The following is a 17,226-nucleotide window of genomic DNA, read 5'->3' as shown; positions in this document are numbered from 1 at the left end:
CGCTGCGCGAGTTTTCCACCCTACGGACCTGGAAGGTCGGGTTGCGCATGGCGCGCGTAAACGCAGGAGCGCTCGGGGCTGCAGGGATGCGGCCGCTTATCGAGGAAGGCAGGCACCGCCTGGCGCCTGCCCGGCAGGCAAAACGATGATTTCGAGGCAAGGCATGCACATCACCATCAAACACCTGGCGCCCTGGGCACTGCCCGCCACGCTGCTGGCGGCCTGGCAGGGGGCGGTGGTCTTCGGGCTGCTGTCCACGCGTATCCTGCCGGCGCCCAGCGCCGTGCTCGGTGCCGGCTGGGAATTGCTGGCCAGCGGCGAGATCTGGACGCACCTGGCCATCAGCGGCTGGCGCGCCGGCGTTGGCTTCGCCATCGGCGGTGGCCTCGGCCTGTTGCTGGGCTTCATCACCGGCCTGTCGACATGGGGCGAGCGCTTGCTCGACAGTTCGGTGCAGATGATCCGCAACGTGCCGCACCTGGCGCTGATCCCGCTGGTGATCCTCTGGTTCGGCATCGACGAGAGCGCGAAGGTCTTCCTGGTCGCCCTCGGCACGCTGTTCCCGATCTACCTGAACACCTATCACGGCATCCGCAACGTCGACCCGGCGCTGGTGGAGATGGCGCGCAGTTACGGCTTGTCCGGCTTCGCCCTGTTCCGCCAGGTGATCCTGCCCGGCGCGCTGCCGTCGATCCTGGTCGGCGTGCGCTTCGCCCTCGGCTTCATGTGGCTGACGCTGATCGTCGCCGAGACCATTTCCGCCAGCTCCGGCATCGGCTACCTGGCGATGAACGCCCGCGAGTTCCTGCAGACCGACGTCGTGGTGCTGGCGATCCTGCTCTACGCCGTGCTCGGCAAGCTGGCCGACGTCGCCGCCCGCGGACTGGAGCGTGTCTGGCTGCGCTGGCACCCTGCCTACCAGATCCGGGGAGGTGCGCAATGACCGCGCTGCACAGCATTCGCCAGGGCATCCCGCTGAACATCGAAGGCATCGGCAAGGCCTTCGGCGAGCGCGAAGTGCTCCGGGGCATCGACCTGCACATCCCGGCCGGCCAGTTCGTCGCCGTGGTCGGCCGCAGCGGCTGCGGCAAGAGCACCCTGCTGCGCTTGCTGGCCGGCCTCGACCAGCCGAGCCGGGGCGCCTTGCTGGCCGGCAACGCTCCGCTGCCCGCCGCCCGCGACGACACCCGGCTGATGTTCCAGGACGCCCGCCTGCTGCCTTGGAAGCGGGTGATCGACAACGTCGGCCTGGGCCTTGCCGGCGACTGGCGGCCCAAGGCGCGCGAGGCGTTGGCCGCGGTCGGCCTGGCCGACCGCGCCAACGAATGGCCGGCGGCCTTGTCCGGCGGGCAGAAACAGCGCGTGGCGCTGGCCCGCGCGCTGATCCACCAGCCGCGCCTGTTGCTGCTCGACGAACCGCTCGGCGCGCTGGATGCGCTGACCCGCATCGAGATGCAGCAACTGATCGAGCGGCTCTGGCAGCAGCATGGCTTCACCGTGCTGCTGGTGACCCACGACGTGGCCGAGGCGGTGGCGGTGGCCGACCGGGTGATCCTCATCGAGGACGGCCGCATCGGCCTCGACCTGCCGACCGAGCTGGCCCGCCCGCGGCACCGCGGCTCGGCGCAGCTGGCCGCGCTGGAGGCCGAAGTGCTCGACCGCGTCCTGCAACGCCCGGCGTTGCCGGCACAAGCGGATCCCGTATCACCGTTGCCCACGCAGTTGCGTTGGGCGCTTTAAAAGCAGCTAATTTCGACCCTAGGAGAAATACCATGACCATCAAAGCCATCAACGTGCGCAACCAGTTCAAGGGCACCATCGAGGGCATCGTCATCGGCGACGTGTTGTCGGAAATCGACGTGCAGACCGCCGCCGGCATCGTCACGTCGGTGATCACCACACGCTCGGTGAAAGAGCTGGAACTGGGCGTCGGCAGCGAAGTGATTGCCTTCGTCAAATCCACCGAGGTCTCGATCGCCAAGCTCTAGGCGGGCGTTCGATATGGCCGAAAACGACAAAGGCCCGCTGTGAGCGGGCCTTTGTCGTTTGTATTGGATGGTGCCGGCACCAGGAGTCGAACCCGGGACCTACTGATTACAAGTCAGTTGCTCTACCAGCTGAGCTATACCGGCATAAGAGGGGCGCCATTATAACGATTGGCCTAGCCCTGTAAACCGGTGGATGTACCGCTTCAGCTGCCGCCTTCCGCCCACCCCCCGCTGCTGCTGCGCATGACGGCAAGACCGACCGTTGATGCCGCCGCCACTTCGTGTCGTGAACCGATTGGGATGCGGGCATCGGGCGCGGGTATCGGCCGTGGGTGTGGACTATAAAAAAGAGGGGTTCGAATTCGACGTTGTGCAAAAAGGCCCGATGGCGGGCTTGGCGATTCGTTTCTAGAAAGCCCGCCCGATCTCAGGATTCTCTCCTAGCAAGGAACAGAACAATGAATACCAAAAAAACACTGCATACGGCTCTGCTTTGTCTGTCGGCGACGCTTCTGGCGTCGGCCTGTTCGACATCGACGCCTTCCACGGGGTCGGGCTTCCTGCCGGACTACTCGCAGCTGAAGCAGGAATCCACTGCGGATGGCGGCTCCCGTCAAGTGTACGTGAATCCGGCGTTCACGCCTGCCAGGTACGATGCGGTGTGGCTCGATCCGGTCGTGTTCTATCCCGATCCCAAGCCGACCGACGATGTCTCGATGCAAACGCTGACGCAGATCCGCAATGCGGTTGACCAGTCGTTGCGCAGCAAGATCGGGCAGCAGGTTCAGCTGGTCGATCGCGCGGGGCCGGGCGTCGCCCGTATGCGTGTCGCCATCACCGCAGTCGGGGCCGAGTCCGAAGCGCTCAAGGCCTACCAATACATTCCCATTGCCCTGGTCCTGACTGGCGCCAAGGCGGCACTGGACGGCGGCAGGCCGCGTGAGGCAGCGGTTGCCGTAGAAACGCACGTCATGGACAGCCAGTCGGGGAATCTTCTGTACGCGGCCGTGCGCGGCGGAACCGGCGAACGGATCTCGAAGGCGGATGACGGTCAGGGCGGCGTCCAGCTGTCGCAGCTTCGCCCCTTGGTCGATGCATGGACGACTGGTGCCTCCGAGGATGTGCGCAAATACGTCCGCAGGAAGTGAATCACAGGGCTGCCGTTCCGCACCGGCGCGTGCGGGCACTTGCGCTTGCTTGCTGGGGCCGCTTCACATTTTTGCCGGAATGCCGCGCTCGGCCAGCAGCAACAGGTTGCGCGGCGTCAGCTCGCTCGGGCAGAAGCTGCCGAGGCGGACTTGGTAGCCGTGTTCTTCCAGCAGCAGGGCGCGGTCGAGCAGCAGCCAGAGTTCCAGCGGGCGGCGGAACAGGCCGCGCAGCAGCTCCAGGTTGCGCACTTCGGCCAGGCGCTGCCAGCCGGCGCGTTCCAGTTGTGGCCAGTCTTCGTTGCCGGGAGGTGGCAGCTGCTTCAGGTTGGCCAGGTCGCGGCAGTAGCGCTCGAAGTCTTTCTTCAGCCAGGCGCTGGGCAGCGAGGGCGTCGGCAGGTAGTCGTCCTGCCCGCGCAGGCGGCGCTGGAGGATATCGAAGCCCAGGCGCCAGGCCATCGACTGGTCGCGGTTGCGCCGGTCACGGGCCCCGGCGGTGACGGTTTCGCTCAGCGGCAGGCCCAGGTCGTCGCGTGACAGCACCAGCGACGAGGCCTTCGCCGCGCGCGACAGCGGCGTGTAGCGCGCGGCGCGGGTACGGTTGTAGCAGCAGGGGGCCACGGCGAGTTGCCGGCATTGCTTGTCGATGGCCAGCTGCAACAGCCGTACATGGAGATCGCCGCAGGCATGCAGTGCGACGGGGGTGTGGCCTGCCTGCACGCACTGCGCGGCATCTTCGGCGAGCACGTCCTGGCATCGATGGCTGGCGGCGATGCCGAGCCGCGCGCTCAACCGGGCGCCGTCCTTGACCAGCGCGCGATCCCATTCCAGACAGGTCAGCGCCGCGCCGTCGCGGGCCAGCTGACGGCCGAGATGCCCCTTGCCGGCGCACCAGTCCAGCCAGTGACGGGGCTTCTGGTGAAATTGCAGGCGGGCGGCGAAGGCCTGGATCTGCAGCCATTTGCGCCCGGGCACATCGACGCTTTGGCGGCTGTCGGCGGCCGCTCGTTCATGGGCGGGCAGCGCTTCGATATGGCTCAGGCGGCTGGCGCTCTCGGCCAGCTGCGGGAACGGTGCCGGCGCCGCCAGCATGGCCGGGCGGGTGTGCGCGGCTTCGGCATCGGCCAGCGAGCGCTGGCGCAGCCAGGCCGCGAGTTGCGCATGGTCGTTTTCCCAGGGCAGCACGTGGCTGACGAACGGGCGCGGGCGCCAGAGCGACTGGTGTTCGACGAGGAAGCGGTCCAGTGCGTGGAAGCGCTCGAGCAGGGTAGAGGCGGACATGGCGCGAGTGAACGTGCGGACGGGAGCCGATTGTAGCGGGATGTGCGATGCAGGAAGCACGACGCCCGTCGTGGACGGGCGTCGGTGCGCGGTTACTTGCCGTATACCTGCTCCGGCAGCCAGGTGACGATGTCGGGCCAGATGTACGCGACCACCAGCATGCCGATCTGGATCAGGATGAATGGCAGCACGCCTTTGTACATGACGCTGGTCGGTACGCTGCGGGGCGTCACGCCGCGCAGGTAGAACAGCGAGAAGCCGAAGGGTGGCGTGAGGAAGGAGGTTTGCAGGTTGATGGCGAACATCACGCCGAGCCAGATCGGGTCCAGCCCCATGGCCAGCAGGATCGGGCCGACGATCGGGACCACCACGAAGATGATCTCGATGAAGTCGAGGATGAAGCCGAGCAGGAAGATGACCAGCATCACCACCAGGAAGGCGCCGAGCACCCCGCCAGGCAACGAATGCAGGGCGTCTTCGATCAGTATTTCACCGCCGAAGCCCCGGAATACCAGGGAGAACAGCGAGGCGCCGATGAGGATCAGGAACACCATCGAGGTGATCTCGGTGGTCCCGAAGGCCGCCTCCTTGAGTTGGGTGAAGCTCAGCTGGCGCTTGGCGATCGACAGCACGGTGGCACCCAGCGCGCCGATGGCCGCGGCCTCGGTGGGCGTGGCGTAGCCGGCGAGAATCGAGCCGAGCACCGCTGCGATGAGCACCAGCGGCGGGATCAGTGCGCCGAACAGCTTGCCCCATTCGATCGGGCCCAGCTCTTCCTGCGGCAGGGCCGGCAGTTTTTTCGGCTGGAAAATCGCGATCACGATCAGGTAGAGGATGTACAGGCCGACCAGCACCAGGCCGGGAACCAGCGCGCCGACGAACAGGTCGCCGACCGAGACGGTCTTCGGCGAGAAGATGCCCATTCTCAGCTGCGCCTGCTGGAAGGCGCTGGACATCACGTCGCCGAGCAGGACCAGGATGATCGATGGCGGGATGATCTGGCCGAGGGTGCCGGTGGCGGCCAGGGTGCCGGTGGCGATGGCCGGATCGTAGCCGCGGCGCAGCATGGTCGGCAGCGCCAGCAGGCCCATGGTGACCACGGTGGCGCCGACGATGCCGGTGCTGGCGGCGAGCAGCGCGCCGACCACGCAGACCGAGATCGCCAGGCCGCCGCGCAGGGTGCCGAACAGCCGTGACATGGATTCCAGCAGGTCTTCGGCGACCCGGGATTTCTCCAGCATCACGCCCATGAAGACGAACAGCGGCACCGCCAGCATCGTCTGGTTGTTCATGATGCCGAAGATGCGGTTGGGCAGCGCGTGCAGGAAGCCGACGTCGAAGGTCCCGGTGACCACGCCGATGCCGGCGAACAGCAGCGCCATGCCGCCCAGGGTGAAGGCCACCGGGTAGCCCGACATCAGGGCGAAGCAGATGCTGACGAACAGCGCGATAGCCATCATTTCAGCCATGCTTCACCTCCGCTTCCGGCAGACGGCCGGCGAGGCGGTAGCCGGTCTTGATCAGGTCGGAAAGCGCCTGCAGGGCCAGGCTGCCTACCAGCAGCAGGATGATGCTCTTCTGCAGGAAGACGAACTTGAGCCCGCCGGATTCGTTGGAGCCTTCGCGGGTGGCCCAGGAGCTGCTCACGTAATCCCAGCTGTTCCACGCGATGAACAGGCAGACCGGGATCAGGAACAGCAGATGCCCGAGGCCGTCGATGGTCGCCTGCCGGCGAGGGCTGAACTTCTGATAGAAGATATCGACACGGACATGGCCGTTGCGCTGCAGGGTCCAGGCGGCGGCGCCCATGAACACCAGGGCGTGGCCGTACATGACCGCCTCCTGCAAGGCGATGGCGCCGATGCCGAAGCCGTAGCGCAGTATCACCACGATGGCGGTGCCGATGACGAGAAACAGGGTGATCCAGGCACACAGCTGGCCGAGGCGCATGTTGAGCGCATCGATGAGGCCGGCCACGCGCAGCAGGGGCGGGGGGCTCTGGGACATTTATTAGTCCTTCTTGTAGACGCAAGGTTGGCGGGAGACAGCGATTCTTGCAGCACTGGCGCGTCGCAGCAATCGGCCTACGACTTTTAGCGCATGGTCTAGGCTTGAGGCGCTGGAGCTTCTAATGTTACATGAGCCCGGAAATGCACGCGCATCCCGGGATATGTTTCGCCGGCAAGCCTGTGCAATCGCTTCCGCCCGCAGGCTTCATTCGGAACGAAAGTGCATCGACCCCCGGCAAAGCGTAGCCTTGCCGTCGCGTAATAAAAAAACAAACAACAAGGAGTACCGCATGAAACGTCGTGACATTCTCACCGCCGCTGGTGTAGGCCTGGCCGCTACCGCGCTGGCCGGCTGCAACGACAAGAGCGAGAAGTCGGCCGCAGGCGAAAGCAAGCAGGCCAGCGAACAGCAAACGTTCAACTGGAAGATGGTCACCTCCTGGCCGAAGAACTTCCCGGGCGTCGGCGTCGGAGCCGAGCGCTTCGCCAGTCTGGTCAACGAAATGAGTGGCGGCCGGCTGAAGGTCAAGGTCTATGCGGCCGGCGAACTGGTTCCGGCGCTCGAAGTGTTCGATGCGGTCTCGCGCGGTACGGCGGAAATGGGCCATGGCGCGCCCTATTACTGGAAGGGCAAGGTGCCGGCGGCGCAATTCTTCTGCGCCCTGCCGTTCGGCCCCAACGCCCAGGAAATGAATGCCTGGCTGCACCGTGGTGGCGGCATGCAGCTGTGGGAAGAGGTCTACAAGCCCTACGGCGTGCTGCCGATGGCCTGCGGCGCTACCGGTGTGCAGACCGCCGGCTGGTTCAACAAGGAAATCAACTCGGTCGACGACTTCCGGGGCCTGAAGATGCGCACCCCGGGCCTGGGCGGTGAGGTGCTGACCAAGATGGGCGGCACCGTGGTCAACATGCCGGCCGGCGAGATCTTTACCGCCCTGCAGACCGGCGCCATCGACGCCACCGAGTGGATCGGGCCGTACAACGACCTGGCCCTGGGACTGCACAAGGCATCCAAGTACTACTACACCCCGGGCTGGCAGGAGCCGAACGTCACCTTCGAGCTGGACGTCAACCTCAAGGCCTGGGAAACCCTGCCCGATGACCTCAAGGCCATCGTTCGCGCCGCGGCCCGCGACGTCAACGGCGACATGCTCGACGACTACAACGCCAAGAACATGGAGGCGCTGGAGCAGCTGCGCGAGCAGGGTGTCGAGGTACGCCGGCTGCCCGATGAAGTGCTGGCGCGGCTGAAGGAAGTGGCGGCCGAAGTGGTCGATGCCTCGGCCAAGGCCGATCCGGTGGCGTCCAAGGTCTGGGAGCAGCAGAGTGCCTATCTCAAGCGGCTGTACGAGTACGCCGAACTGAACGAGAAGGACATCTACAACATCCGCGGCTGATAACCGGTCCGGATGACGAACGCCACCCCGGAAACGCGGTGGCGTTTTTTTTGTGGTTCATCGCGCTTTCTTGGGGAAGCAAGGATTGACACCGGACTGGCAAGTTTGGGTATGTTGAATGAAAGTTTTGCTTTCATGGGGCGTTTAGCGAGTTGCTTGAGAGATTGGTTTCGCCCTGCTGGGCGACTCACTTTTTTCAGTCGCGAAAAAAGTAAGCAAAAACGCTTGCCCCTGCATCCGGCCCTGCGCTTCGCTCCGGGTTCGTTCGCTCCATCGCCGCTCCAGGGGCACGCCGCGAAGGGACGTCCCTGTCCCTTCGCGCCTCTCGCGGCGTCCATGCCGCTCAACCCCCTACGCAACGATTCCGCTCACCCTTCTGAAGGGGCGTTGGGCGTCGCCTGATAGTTCGTGCATTGAGCAAAAAGCAACGATCTTCCAGGCGACTCGGACCCCGTTCCCGTCAGGAGGCTCGCGCAGGGGGAGGCAAGGCATGGACGCCGAGCGAGGAACGAAGGACGGGGCCGCCGAGGTAGGGACGTCCCATCGTGACGGCCTCGGAGCGGCACAGGACGGAGGGAAGCCTGACCGCGCAGCGGCCAGACCCGGATGCCGGACGTAATGCTGTTCAGATAAGCACGGAGAGTACTTTGTAGGAGCGCGCCATGCGCGCGAATCGCGGGCGTGGCCCGCTCCTACAGATCCAACATCCAGCTTGAGTCGTTAAGTGAACAGCATTACGGATGCCGGGCGCGCTTTCTCTTTGATTGCTTTCTCGGCGAGCAACGAGATACAGAGCGTAGCGGAGTAACAGCCGCAGGCTGGCCCGAAGGGCGAGCGAAGCGAGTCAAGTGACTCGGCCGGGGGGCCGAAACCAGAAGTGTCAGCACACTCGGTAAGCGCCCTGATCACCAAGGCGCAAGCCCAAACCAAATGGCAGCAACACCCAAACTTGCCAGTCCGGTGTCAAGCAGCCTGTCCCCATGAATGCGAAGAACTTTTTTGTGGCCCTTTTCCGGGTCAGGCGTCCAGCGTGGCGTTCAGGCTGATCTGCGCGTTGAGCACCTTGGATACCGGGCAGCCGGCCTTCGCCTGGTTGGCGATCTGCTGGAACTGCGCTTCGTTGGCGCCGGGCACCCTCGCTTTGAGGGTCAGCTCGACGGCGGTGATGCTGAAGCCTTCGCCATCCTTGTCGAGAGTCACCTCGGCATGGGTCTCGATGCGTTCGGCGGTCAGCCCGGCCTGGCCGAGCATCATCGACAGCGCCATGGAAAAGCAGCCGGCGTGGGCCGCGCCGATCAGCTCTTCGGGGTTGCTGCCGGGAACGTCCTCGAAGCGGGTATTGAAGCCATAGGGAATGTCCTTCAGCGCGCCGCTCTGGGTGCTGATGCTGCCCTTGCCGTCCTTCAGGCCGCCTTGCCAGACGGCGGATGCGCTCTTCTTCATGACGGAACCTCGTGCAAATGGAGTGGGGCGGCGGCCGTGGCCGCGCGGGTCTAGTGCGGCTGCTCGGCGGCGAGGATCGCGCTGGCCAGTTCCATGTCGCTGGCCTGCAGTTGCGGTTGCTCGCTGCGCAGGCTCTGCAGCATGGCCTCCAGGTACGGGCCGCGGATTTCGCCGTTGCTGGCGACGAAGCTGCCGGCATCCTCGCGCGCCGCAACCACCAGCTTGTCGTCCTTGAAGGTCAGGTAGGTGGAGGCCGTGGTGGCGCCCGAGGAAAGGATGTCGCGCACCAGGCCATCGGCCACGGCAGCGCCGAGCGGCGCCAGCGTCAGGGTGATCACAGCGAATAGCGTCTTGCGCATGGTCGGCACCTCCTGAGAGTCGTTCTTTTCAGAGTGCGCCGTCGCGCCAGGAGTTCCGGCGGGCGATCAGCCGGGGCCGTCGAGCAGCTGGCGAATGCGCGTGGCGAGCATGTCGATGCTGAAGGGTTTGGCCAGCATGTCGGTTCCCGGCCCGAGGAAGTCGCTGCGCGCCTCGTTGTCCGGCACGTAGCCGGTGATGAACAGCACCTTCAGCCCGGGGCGCTGCTGGTGTGCGGCTTCCATCAGTTGGCGACCGTTGAGGCCCGGCAGGCCGAAATCGCTGACCAGTAGGTCGAGGCGCTCGCTGCCGTGCAGGTAGGGCAGCGCACTGCCGGCGTCGGCGGCTTCGAGCACCTGGTAGCCGAGCTCCTGTAGCACCTCCACCACCAGCATGCGCACCGCGGCTTCGTCCTCGACCACCAGCACCGTCTCGCCAGCGTGCGCCCGCGGCACTTCGGTGGTCTCTTGCGCCGCGGCGTGTTCCTCTTCCTGCGCCTGGTTGCGCGGCAGGTAGAGGGTGATACGGGTGCCCCGACCGAGGCTGCTGTCGATGCTGGCGTGGCCGCCGGTCTGCTTGGCGAAGCCGTAGACCATCGACAGGCCGAGGCCGGTGCCCTGGCCGATGGGCTTGGTGGTGAAGAACGGATCGAATGCCTTGGCGATGGTCTGCGCCGACATGCCAGCACCGTTGTCGGTGACGCTGAGCACGACATAGTCGCCGGGCTCCGGGACATCGGGCTGGCGCTCGTCGATCTGCAGGTTGTGCGTGCGGATATCCAGCTGGCCGCCGTCGGGCATGGCATCGCGGGCGTTGATCACCAGGTTGAGCAGGGCGTTTTCCAACTGGTGCGCATCGGTGTAGGCCAGCCAGGTGTCGGCCTGCAGTTCGATCTGCAAACGGATGTGCTCGCCGATGGTGCGTCGCAGCATGTCTTCCATGGAAACCACCAGCAGGTTGACGTCCACCGGCCTGGGCGCCAGCGACTGCCGGCGGGCGAATGCCAGCAGGCGGTGGGTCAGCGCGGCGGCGCGGTTGGCCGAGGTGGTGGCGGCGTCGAGGTAGCGGCCGAGGTCGGCGCTGTTGCCGCTGGCGATCCGGTGCTGGATCAGGTCGAGCGCGCCGAGCACGCCGGTGAGCATGTTGTTGAAGTCATGGGCCAGCCCGCCGGTGAGCTGGCCGATGGCTTCCATCTTCTGCGCATGGCGCAGCGCTTCCTCGGCGCGTTCGCGCTCGGCCATCTCGATGTGCAGGCGGCTGTTGATCGCCGCCAGCTCGCGGGTGCGCTCGGCGACCCGCCGCTCCAGGTTGTCGTTGAGTTCGCGTAGCGCCTCCTCGGCGGCGACCTGGGCGGTGACGTCGGTATTGGTGCCGAACCAGTGGGTAACCTGGCCGAAGTCGTCGCGAATCGGCAGTGCGCGCGAGAGGAACCAGCGGTACTTGCCGTCCTTGCCGCGCAGCGGGAAGGTCTCCTCCCAGATCGAGCCGATGGCGAAGGCACGCTTCATCGAGGCACTGACCCGCTCGTGATGGTCAGGGTGGTTGACCGCTCGCCAGCCGAGGGCGCGCATGGCCTCGCAGGTGGTGCCGGTGTAGTCGTACCAGCGCTTGTTGTACCAATAGATGTGCCCGCTGGGCTCGGCCATCCAGGCGAACTGGCTCATGTTGTCGGCGAGGGTGCGGAATTGTTCTTCGCTCTCGCGCAGTGCCCGCTCGGCGCGCATGCGCTCGTCGGCGCTCCAGGCACGGTCGGCGACCTCGCGGATGAACGAGATGTCGTCGTCGAGCCAGGCGCGCGGCTGCTCTTCCAGCAGCATCAGGACCGCGGCGATGCGCCCCTGCTCGAACAGCGGTACGCAGACGATGCTGCGGATGCGGCTTTCGCCGAAGCGTTCGGCATGGCTGGCGGTGCGCGCATCGTGCAGCACGTCCTCGATGACCACCAGTTCGTTCTCCTGCAGGTCGTAGAAGAAGTCCCCGTAGTCGGCGAAATGCACCACCTCGTTGCTGCTGTCGGAGCTGCCGTCGCTCCAGTAGCGTTCGATGGTGGCGCTCTGGCTGGCGGCATCGACGCTGGCGAACAGCACGCGGGCAACGCCGATGGTGCGGCCGATCACGCTCACCGCGGCATGGGCGATGGTCTGGCTGTCGTGCTGTTCGCGCAGCAGGTCGCCCAGTTCGATCAGCGCCGTCTGGCGCTGCTCGGCCTGGCGCCGCTCCCTGATCTGCTGCTCGAGCATGGCGTTCATGCGCTGCATGCGCTCGGCGGCGTTGCGCTCGGCGGTGATGTTGCGCGCCGTGCCGAGAATGCGCACTTCGCCGTTGGGGTCGACCAGGCGACGGCCACAGTTGGCCATCCAGACGAACTGGTTGATGCGGGTGTCGAGGATCCGGTAATCGAGCTGGAACTCGCCTTCGGCTTCACCGGCCAGGGCGTTGCTCAGTGCCTTGATCAACGTGCCGCGGTCGTCCGGGTGCACGCGCGCCAGGACCTCGTGCACGCTCAGCGCCGGCTGCTCCGGTGTCAGCCCGGCCATGGCCTTGAGCTGGCTATCCCAGTGCAGCGAGTGCTGATTGTCGTGGTATTCCCAGACGCCGATGGAGGCGATCTCGTTGGCCAGGCTGATGCGCTGTTCCGCCTCGCGCAGGGCCTGGCTCGCCTGGGCGCGCTCGGCCGCCGCGCGGATGCGTTCGAGCACTTCGCGAACCAGGGTAATGTCGTCCGTGTTCCAGCGCTCCGGCAGGTTGCGGGCAAACAGCAGCACGCCACGCTGCGGCGTGGCCCGCTCTCCCGGCAGTTCGGCCAGCAGCAGGTCGGAGCTGGCCAGGCTGCGGGACAGCTCGTTGCCTGCGCCATGCTTGTCGAGCACGAGGATGCCGTCGCGCCGCAGTTGCGTGGCGACGGTGCCGCCCAGGGCGTGGCGGCCGAGCCGGCTCGGCCGGCCGGGGGCGAGCCATTGCTGCTGGATGACCAGCGCGCCGTCCTCCAGGTTGCCCCAGGCGACGCATTCGCTGCGGGTCAGGTGGGCCAGGCGCTCGTTGAGCACGCAGCGGATGTCGACGCGCTCGCTGTTTTCCTGCAGGCAGTCGCTGAGGTCCAGCAGGAAGGCCTGCCAGGCCTGGCGTCGGGTGCGCTCGCTGATGTCGCTGAAGGTGCAGATCGCGCCCTGCAGCTCGCCGTCGCGGTAGATCGGCGCGACGCGGTATTCCACCGGCAGGCTGCTGCCATCGACGCGGAAGAACAGTTCGTGCTCGACATGCCGCGGCTCGCCGGTGACGGCGGTGTGCTGGATCGGGCAATCGTGCACCGGGTAGGGGCGGCCGTCCGGATGGCTGTGGTGGATCACCTGGTGCAGTTGCCTGCCGAGCACTTCGTCGCGGCTGGCGAAGCCGAGCAGCTTGAGGAAGGCATCGTTGCACAGGGTCACCGCGCCGCTGCGGTCGATGGAATAGAAACCCTCGTTGGCCGAGTCGAGCAGCAGGCGGGTGAAGGCTTCGCTCTCGCGTCGCTCGAGCTCCAGGCGGCGCCGGCTGTCGATGTCCTGGGCGATGCAGATCCAGCGCAGCAGTTGCCCGTCGGCGTCGTAGATCGGCGCGGCGCTGGCCTGGAACCAGCGCAGGTTGCCATCGACGTCGCGCAGTGGCAGTTCGAGGGTGAAGGGCAGTTCCCGGCCCAGGGCCTGCCGCCATTGTTCGGCGATGCGCTGGCGATCGTTCGCGGCGATCGCCGCGAGCCAGCCGCTGCCGCACGAGGCCTCGGCGCCGAGCCCGGTGAACTCGCACCAGTAGCTGTTGCAGAAGCTCAGGCCGCCATCCGCTTCGCACTGCCAGACCACCTGCGGGCTGAGGTCGACCAGGGCGCGGTAGCGCTGCTCGGCATCGCGGATCGCGGCCTGCTGCAGGCGCGCCTCGGTGAGGTCGCGCAGGATCTTGACGAAGCCCCGCGCCTGGCCCTGGCTCTGCAGTGGCGTGAGTACGCCGCTGGCCCAGAAGCGCGAGCCGTCCTTGCGCTGGTGCCAGCGCTCGTCCAGCGCCGAGCCGCGCTGCAGGGCGGTGCGCATTTCCCGTTCAGGGGCGCCCTGCGCGCGATCCTCTTCGCTGAAGATGCAGCCGACATGACGCCCGATCGCTTCTGCGGCCGACCAGCCGAGCTGCCTTTGCGCACCGCTGTTCCAGCTGGTGATCATGCCCTGCGGATCGGTGGAGAGGATGGCGTAATCCTGGGCGCTGTCGATGATCTGGCGGCTGCGCTCTTCCTCGGCGCGGACCCTGCGCAGTGCCAGCAGCGCCATGATCTGGCGCGCCACGGCCTGCAGGTGCGCAGCCTGGCGCGGGGTGAGTTCGCGCGGCTGACGGTCGACGACGCACAGCGTGCCCAGCGGCAGCCCGGCGTCATCGCGCAGGAGCGCGGCGGCATAGAAGCATGCGCTGCTGCCATCGGCCAGGCGCGGCATCGCCAGCGGGGCGCTCAGTTCGTCGGCGCGGTGAACGACCAGTGGGCCGGGTTGCAGGATGGCCTGTGCCGACAGCGAGTGTTCGCGCGCGACGCTCTGCCGGTCCAGGGCGAACGCGGCCAGGCAATGTTGCCGTTCGCTGTCGATGAAATGGATCGCTGCCGCAGGGCAGGCGCAGAGCTCCGCGGCCATGGCGGCGAGTGCGTCGAAATCCGCTTCGGTCGAGGCATCCGCAATGGCATGGCGAGCCAATGCTGTCAGCCGGTCAGCTTCATTCCAGGTCGCTGAGGGGGCGCTGTATTCGACGTTCAAAGTGTCCTGCTCGGCTATCCATTGCGCTGGGTAATCCAAACAAACGGGCCGCGTGTGAGCACCGGCAACGTGGGTTGCCGAGTGCTCAGCAAAAGACTACGCCGAGGTGGCTTGGTTCAGGCCGTGTGCGACAAAAACGCCGACGAACGGAGCATTTTCGCCGCCGAGGTGTCAGCGGCGCTGGGCGGCGTTCAGGGCCTGCAGCAACCGGGCATCCCGGTTGTAGATGTCCGGACGGTAGCGCGGCTGGCCCGTCTCGTCGGCATCCGCGGTCCAGTAGGCCATCAGGATCGCTATCGGTCTGGCCAGGCGGTACTCGTGCGTCTTGCCGCTGGCCAGCAGGGTAGCGACCGTGTCCCGTTCGTCGGGCATGAGCAGCAAGTCGACCAGTTGCAGCGCCGACTCGACGCGCACGCAGCCGGAGCTGAGCGCGCGGGCGGCGCGGGCGAACTGCGGCTGGCTCGGCGTGTCGTGCAGGTAGACCGCGAACGGGTTGGCGAAACGGATCGCCACCTGCCCGAGCGGGTTGGCCGGGCCGGCATCCTGGCGCAGGAAGATGCCGCGTGGGTTGTCCCAGTCGACGCCGTGCGGGTCCAGCGGGTTGCCTTGGGCGTCGAGCACGCGCATCTGGTTGCGCGCCAGGTAGCCGATGTCCTCGCGGATTCGCGGCAGCTTGTCCTGGCGCAGGATGGTCGGCGGCACGGTCCAGGTGGGGTTCAGCGTCAGGCGGGTGACGCGCGATTTCAGCGGGGGGGTCTGGCGCCCCTCGCTACCGACCTGGGTGCGCGTCTGCCAGTGCACGCAACGGTCCTGGAAATAGAACAGCCGCGCGCCGGCGATATCCACCAGCAGCGATTGTGCTTCGAGATCGCGGGAAACCCAGCGCAAGCGTTCGAGATTGATGCGCAACTGGTCGAGACGGCCCGCCGGGCTGACGTTCAGCGCCGCCCGCGTGGCGCTGCCGAGCACGCCGTCGTTCTCGAGCCCGTGCTGCAGCTGGAAGCCCTTGAGTGCTTCGACCAGCTCCGGCGAATAGCGCGTATCGCTGATGCCGGCATCGCCCAGCAGGCGCTGGCGCAGCAGCGGGATACGCGCATCGTTCATTCCCGGGCGCAGCGCCGGCCCCGCGGGGATCGCCTGCCAGCCCGGTAGCGGCGCGGCGCGCAGGCGGGCGTAGGCGCCGCGCAGGTCGCGATACAGCTCCAGCGACGGGCGCGCCTGGTCGAAGGCGGCGGCCGGATCGTCGAGGCCGTCGAGGGCGATCTGCAGCAGGCGCTGGCGATCGTCGGGTTCGGCCGCTTCCGGGCTGCGCCAGATCGGCTCGACCCGCGCCTGCTGCAGGCGGCCGTGGGCCAGGTGCTGCAGCGCCTCGAGATAGACGTGGCTGGCATGCAGGTCGCTGCACTCGCGATGCAACGGCTCGGCCGTGGCGGTCTGCAATTGCTGGCGGACGCGGTCGGGCTGGTACTGCGCGGGATCGAGGCCGTCGTCGGCCAGTTGCGCGAGCTGCTGCAACAGGGCATCGAGCTGCGGGTAGCTGGCCCAGGCGAGCTGGAAGTCGCGTGCCCGGTAGAACGCCGTGAGCCGCTGCAGGGCCTGCGCTTCGAGCGGCGCCGGCAATTGCGGACAGGCGCCTGGCAGCGCCGCGAGGGCCGATTCGATCGGCGCAACGGGCGCCGGGAGCGCCTCGGCCAGGGTGGCGGCGGGAACGCAGCAGAGCCAGACGGCCAGACGGAATGCATGTTTTTTGAACAACGTTTCGCTCCAGACTATCGCCCCGACTGCTAGACTGCGCCGCTCAAGGGCTGCGGCTCCTGGGTTCGGCCAGGGTCCATTTCAGACCATCAGAACATATCGCGCCGGCTGTTTGGGGCTCGCTCGTCTCCCGCCGGCTTTGTCGCGCCGCTGCGCCTGATCGGCGGCGAGTATGAGGCGCCGGCCAGGCAGGAAGCCGCAAGGCCGTGCCCGATGAGGTTGCTCGTTCATGACGTCCATGTTCCGACGTGCCTGCCTGGCGGCAGGTCTTTTCGTTCTCGCGCTGCCCGTATGGGCAGCCCCCGCCAGCTACCAGCCGATGGTCGACGGCCTGGCGCGGCTGGCGCCGACGCTCGATCGCCAGGTACTCACCCACGCCGTCGCGGCCATGCAGTGCGCGGTGAACAACGGCGCCAGCCCGGCCCAGCGACTGGCGGTGATCGACTTCTCGCGGCCCTCCAGCGAGCGCCGCCTATGGATCTTCGACCTGGACAAGGAAGAATTGCTCCTCGAAGACCTGGTCGCCCACGGCCAGAAGTCCGGCGACAACCTGGCGACGCGCTTCTCCAATCTGGTCGGCAGCCACCAGTCGAGCATCGGCCTGTTCCGCACCGCCGAGAGCTACAGCGGCAAGCACGGCTATTCGCTGCGCATGGATGGCCTGGAACCAGGCATCAACGACCGCGCCCGCGAGCGGGCCATCGTCATCCATCCCGCGGCCTACGTCGATCCGTCGTGGATCGTGACCCAGGGCCGCATCGGCCGCAGCCAGGGCTGCCCGGCGGTGCGCCCGGAAGTCGCGCGGATGGTGGTCGACAGCCTCAAGGGCGGGCAGTTCATGTTTTCCTGGTATCCCGACCAGCAGTGGCTGCAGTCCTCCGCCTACCTCAATTGCGAGCCTGCGCGCGTGGCGGGGATACTGGCGGCGCGACAGGGATAAGTCCCTAACTCAACAGCCTGCTAAAAGCGCTGGAGGCTGGAGGGGCTGAACGAAAAGGTGCTCCGAGTAGTCGGATTACGCCTGCGGCTAATCCAGGCTGCGGGCTGGCGTAGGGTGGATCACGCTTCACCGATCCTCCGGGTGG

13 protein-coding genes and 1 tRNA gene are annotated in these 17,226 nt (G+C 66.7%); 6 read left to right on the top strand and 8 right to left on the bottom strand.

Annotation, left to right across the window (positions count from 1 at the left end):
- Positions 1-163: 163 nt before the first annotated feature.
- The 3 genes from ssuC to CXK94_RS01630 are packed head-to-tail and all read left to right on the top strand — an operon-like array spanning position 164 to position 1,988.
- Complete coding sequence (gene ssuC, locus CXK94_RS01640; protein WP_102893030.1) at positions 164-943, top strand: aliphatic sulfonate ABC transporter permease SsuC; 780 nt, start codon at positions 164-166, stop codon at positions 941-943.
- Positions 940-1,740, top strand: a complete 801-nt coding sequence (gene ssuB, locus CXK94_RS01635; protein ID WP_102893029.1) for an aliphatic sulfonates ABC transporter ATP-binding protein — start codon at positions 940-942, stop codon at positions 1,738-1,740. Before ssuC ends, ssuB begins: the two co-directional genes overlap by 4 nt.
- A gap of 32 nt (positions 1,741-1,772) precedes the next feature.
- Positions 1,773-1,988 carry a TOBE domain-containing protein gene (locus CXK94_RS01630; RefSeq protein ID WP_037043407.1) on the top strand — a complete coding sequence of 72 codons (216 nt, stop codon included), beginning with the start codon at positions 1,773-1,775 and terminating at the stop codon, positions 1,986-1,988.
- Positions 1,989-2,056: 68 nt separating this feature from the next.
- Here CXK94_RS01630 and CXK94_RS01625 read toward each other — a convergent pair.
- Positions 2,057-2,132, bottom strand: a tRNA-Thr gene (locus CXK94_RS01625).
- Between the two features lie 314 nt (positions 2,133-2,446).
- Here CXK94_RS01625 and CXK94_RS01620 point away from each other — a divergent pair.
- Positions 2,447-3,136 carry a DUF3313 domain-containing protein gene (locus tag CXK94_RS01620; protein WP_102893028.1) on the top strand — a complete coding sequence of 230 codons (690 nt, stop codon included), beginning with the start codon at positions 2,447-2,449 and terminating at the stop codon, positions 3,134-3,136.
- 63 nt (positions 3,137-3,199) lie between these two features.
- Here the strand turns inward: CXK94_RS01620 and CXK94_RS01615 are convergent, their stop codons facing one another.
- The 3 genes from CXK94_RS01615 to CXK94_RS01605 all read right to left on the bottom strand — a co-directional run bounded on the left by CXK94_RS01615 (position 3,200) and on the right by CXK94_RS01605 (position 6,421).
- Positions 3,200-4,414 carry a methyltransferase gene (locus CXK94_RS01615; RefSeq protein WP_102893027.1) on the bottom strand — a complete coding sequence of 405 codons (1,215 nt, stop codon included), beginning with the start codon at positions 4,412-4,414 and terminating at the stop codon, positions 3,200-3,202.
- A 92-nt stretch (positions 4,415-4,506) separates the two neighbouring features.
- Positions 4,507-5,883 carry a TRAP transporter large permease gene (locus CXK94_RS01610; protein WP_102893026.1) on the bottom strand — a complete coding sequence of 459 codons (1,377 nt, stop codon included), beginning with the start codon at positions 5,881-5,883 and terminating at the stop codon, positions 4,507-4,509.
- Positions 5,876-6,421 (bottom strand): TRAP transporter small permease subunit, encoded by a 546-nt coding sequence (locus tag CXK94_RS01605; protein WP_102893025.1) that lies wholly within the window; start codon positions 6,419-6,421, stop codon positions 5,876-5,878. The genes CXK94_RS01610 and CXK94_RS01605 overlap by 8 nt, the downstream gene beginning before the upstream one ends.
- Positions 6,422-6,713: 292 nt before the next feature.
- On the opposite strand from CXK94_RS01605, the gene CXK94_RS01600 reads away from it, so the two are divergent.
- Complete coding sequence (locus tag CXK94_RS01600; protein WP_037043416.1) at positions 6,714-7,820, top strand: TRAP transporter substrate-binding protein; 1,107 nt, start codon at positions 6,714-6,716, stop codon at positions 7,818-7,820.
- A 1,017-nt stretch (positions 7,821-8,837) separates the two neighbouring features.
- Here the strand turns inward: CXK94_RS01600 and CXK94_RS01595 are convergent.
- The 4 genes from CXK94_RS01595 to CXK94_RS01580 all read right to left on the bottom strand — a co-directional run bounded on the left by CXK94_RS01595 (position 8,838) and on the right by CXK94_RS01580 (position 16,141).
- Positions 8,838-9,263, bottom strand: coding sequence for an OsmC family protein (locus tag CXK94_RS01595; protein WP_037044994.1), 426 nt, complete (start codon positions 9,261-9,263; stop codon positions 8,838-8,840).
- 50 nt (positions 9,264-9,313) lie between these two features.
- On the bottom strand, positions 9,314-9,622 hold the full coding sequence (locus tag CXK94_RS01590) for a DUF2388 domain-containing protein (RefSeq protein WP_102893024.1): 309 nt from the start codon (positions 9,620-9,622) through the stop codon (positions 9,314-9,316).
- Between the two features lie 66 nt (positions 9,623-9,688).
- Entirely contained in the window at positions 9,689-14,386 is a 4,698-nt protein-coding gene (locus tag CXK94_RS01585) for a PAS domain S-box protein (RefSeq protein ID WP_102893023.1), read from the bottom strand.
- Between the two features lie 171 nt (positions 14,387-14,557).
- On the bottom strand, positions 14,558-16,141 hold the full coding sequence (locus tag CXK94_RS01580) for a L,D-transpeptidase family protein (protein ID WP_102893022.1): 1,584 nt from the start codon (positions 16,139-16,141) through the stop codon (positions 14,558-14,560).
- A 229-nt stretch (positions 16,142-16,370) separates the two neighbouring features.
- Here CXK94_RS01580 and CXK94_RS01575 point away from each other — a divergent pair, with 229 nt between their 5' ends.
- Positions 16,371-17,081, top strand: a complete 711-nt coding sequence (locus tag CXK94_RS01575) for a murein L,D-transpeptidase catalytic domain family protein (protein WP_037041960.1) — start codon at positions 16,371-16,373, stop codon at positions 17,079-17,081.
- Positions 17,082-17,226: the final 145 nt, after the last annotated feature.

The organism is Stutzerimonas stutzeri, from assembly GCF_002890915.1.
Lineage (GTDB): Bacteria > Pseudomonadota > Gammaproteobacteria > Pseudomonadales > Pseudomonadaceae > Stutzerimonas > Stutzerimonas stutzeri_AF.
The sequence above is the reverse complement of the archived record's forward strand: the minus strand, read 5'-3'. Positions and strand labels throughout refer to the sequence as shown.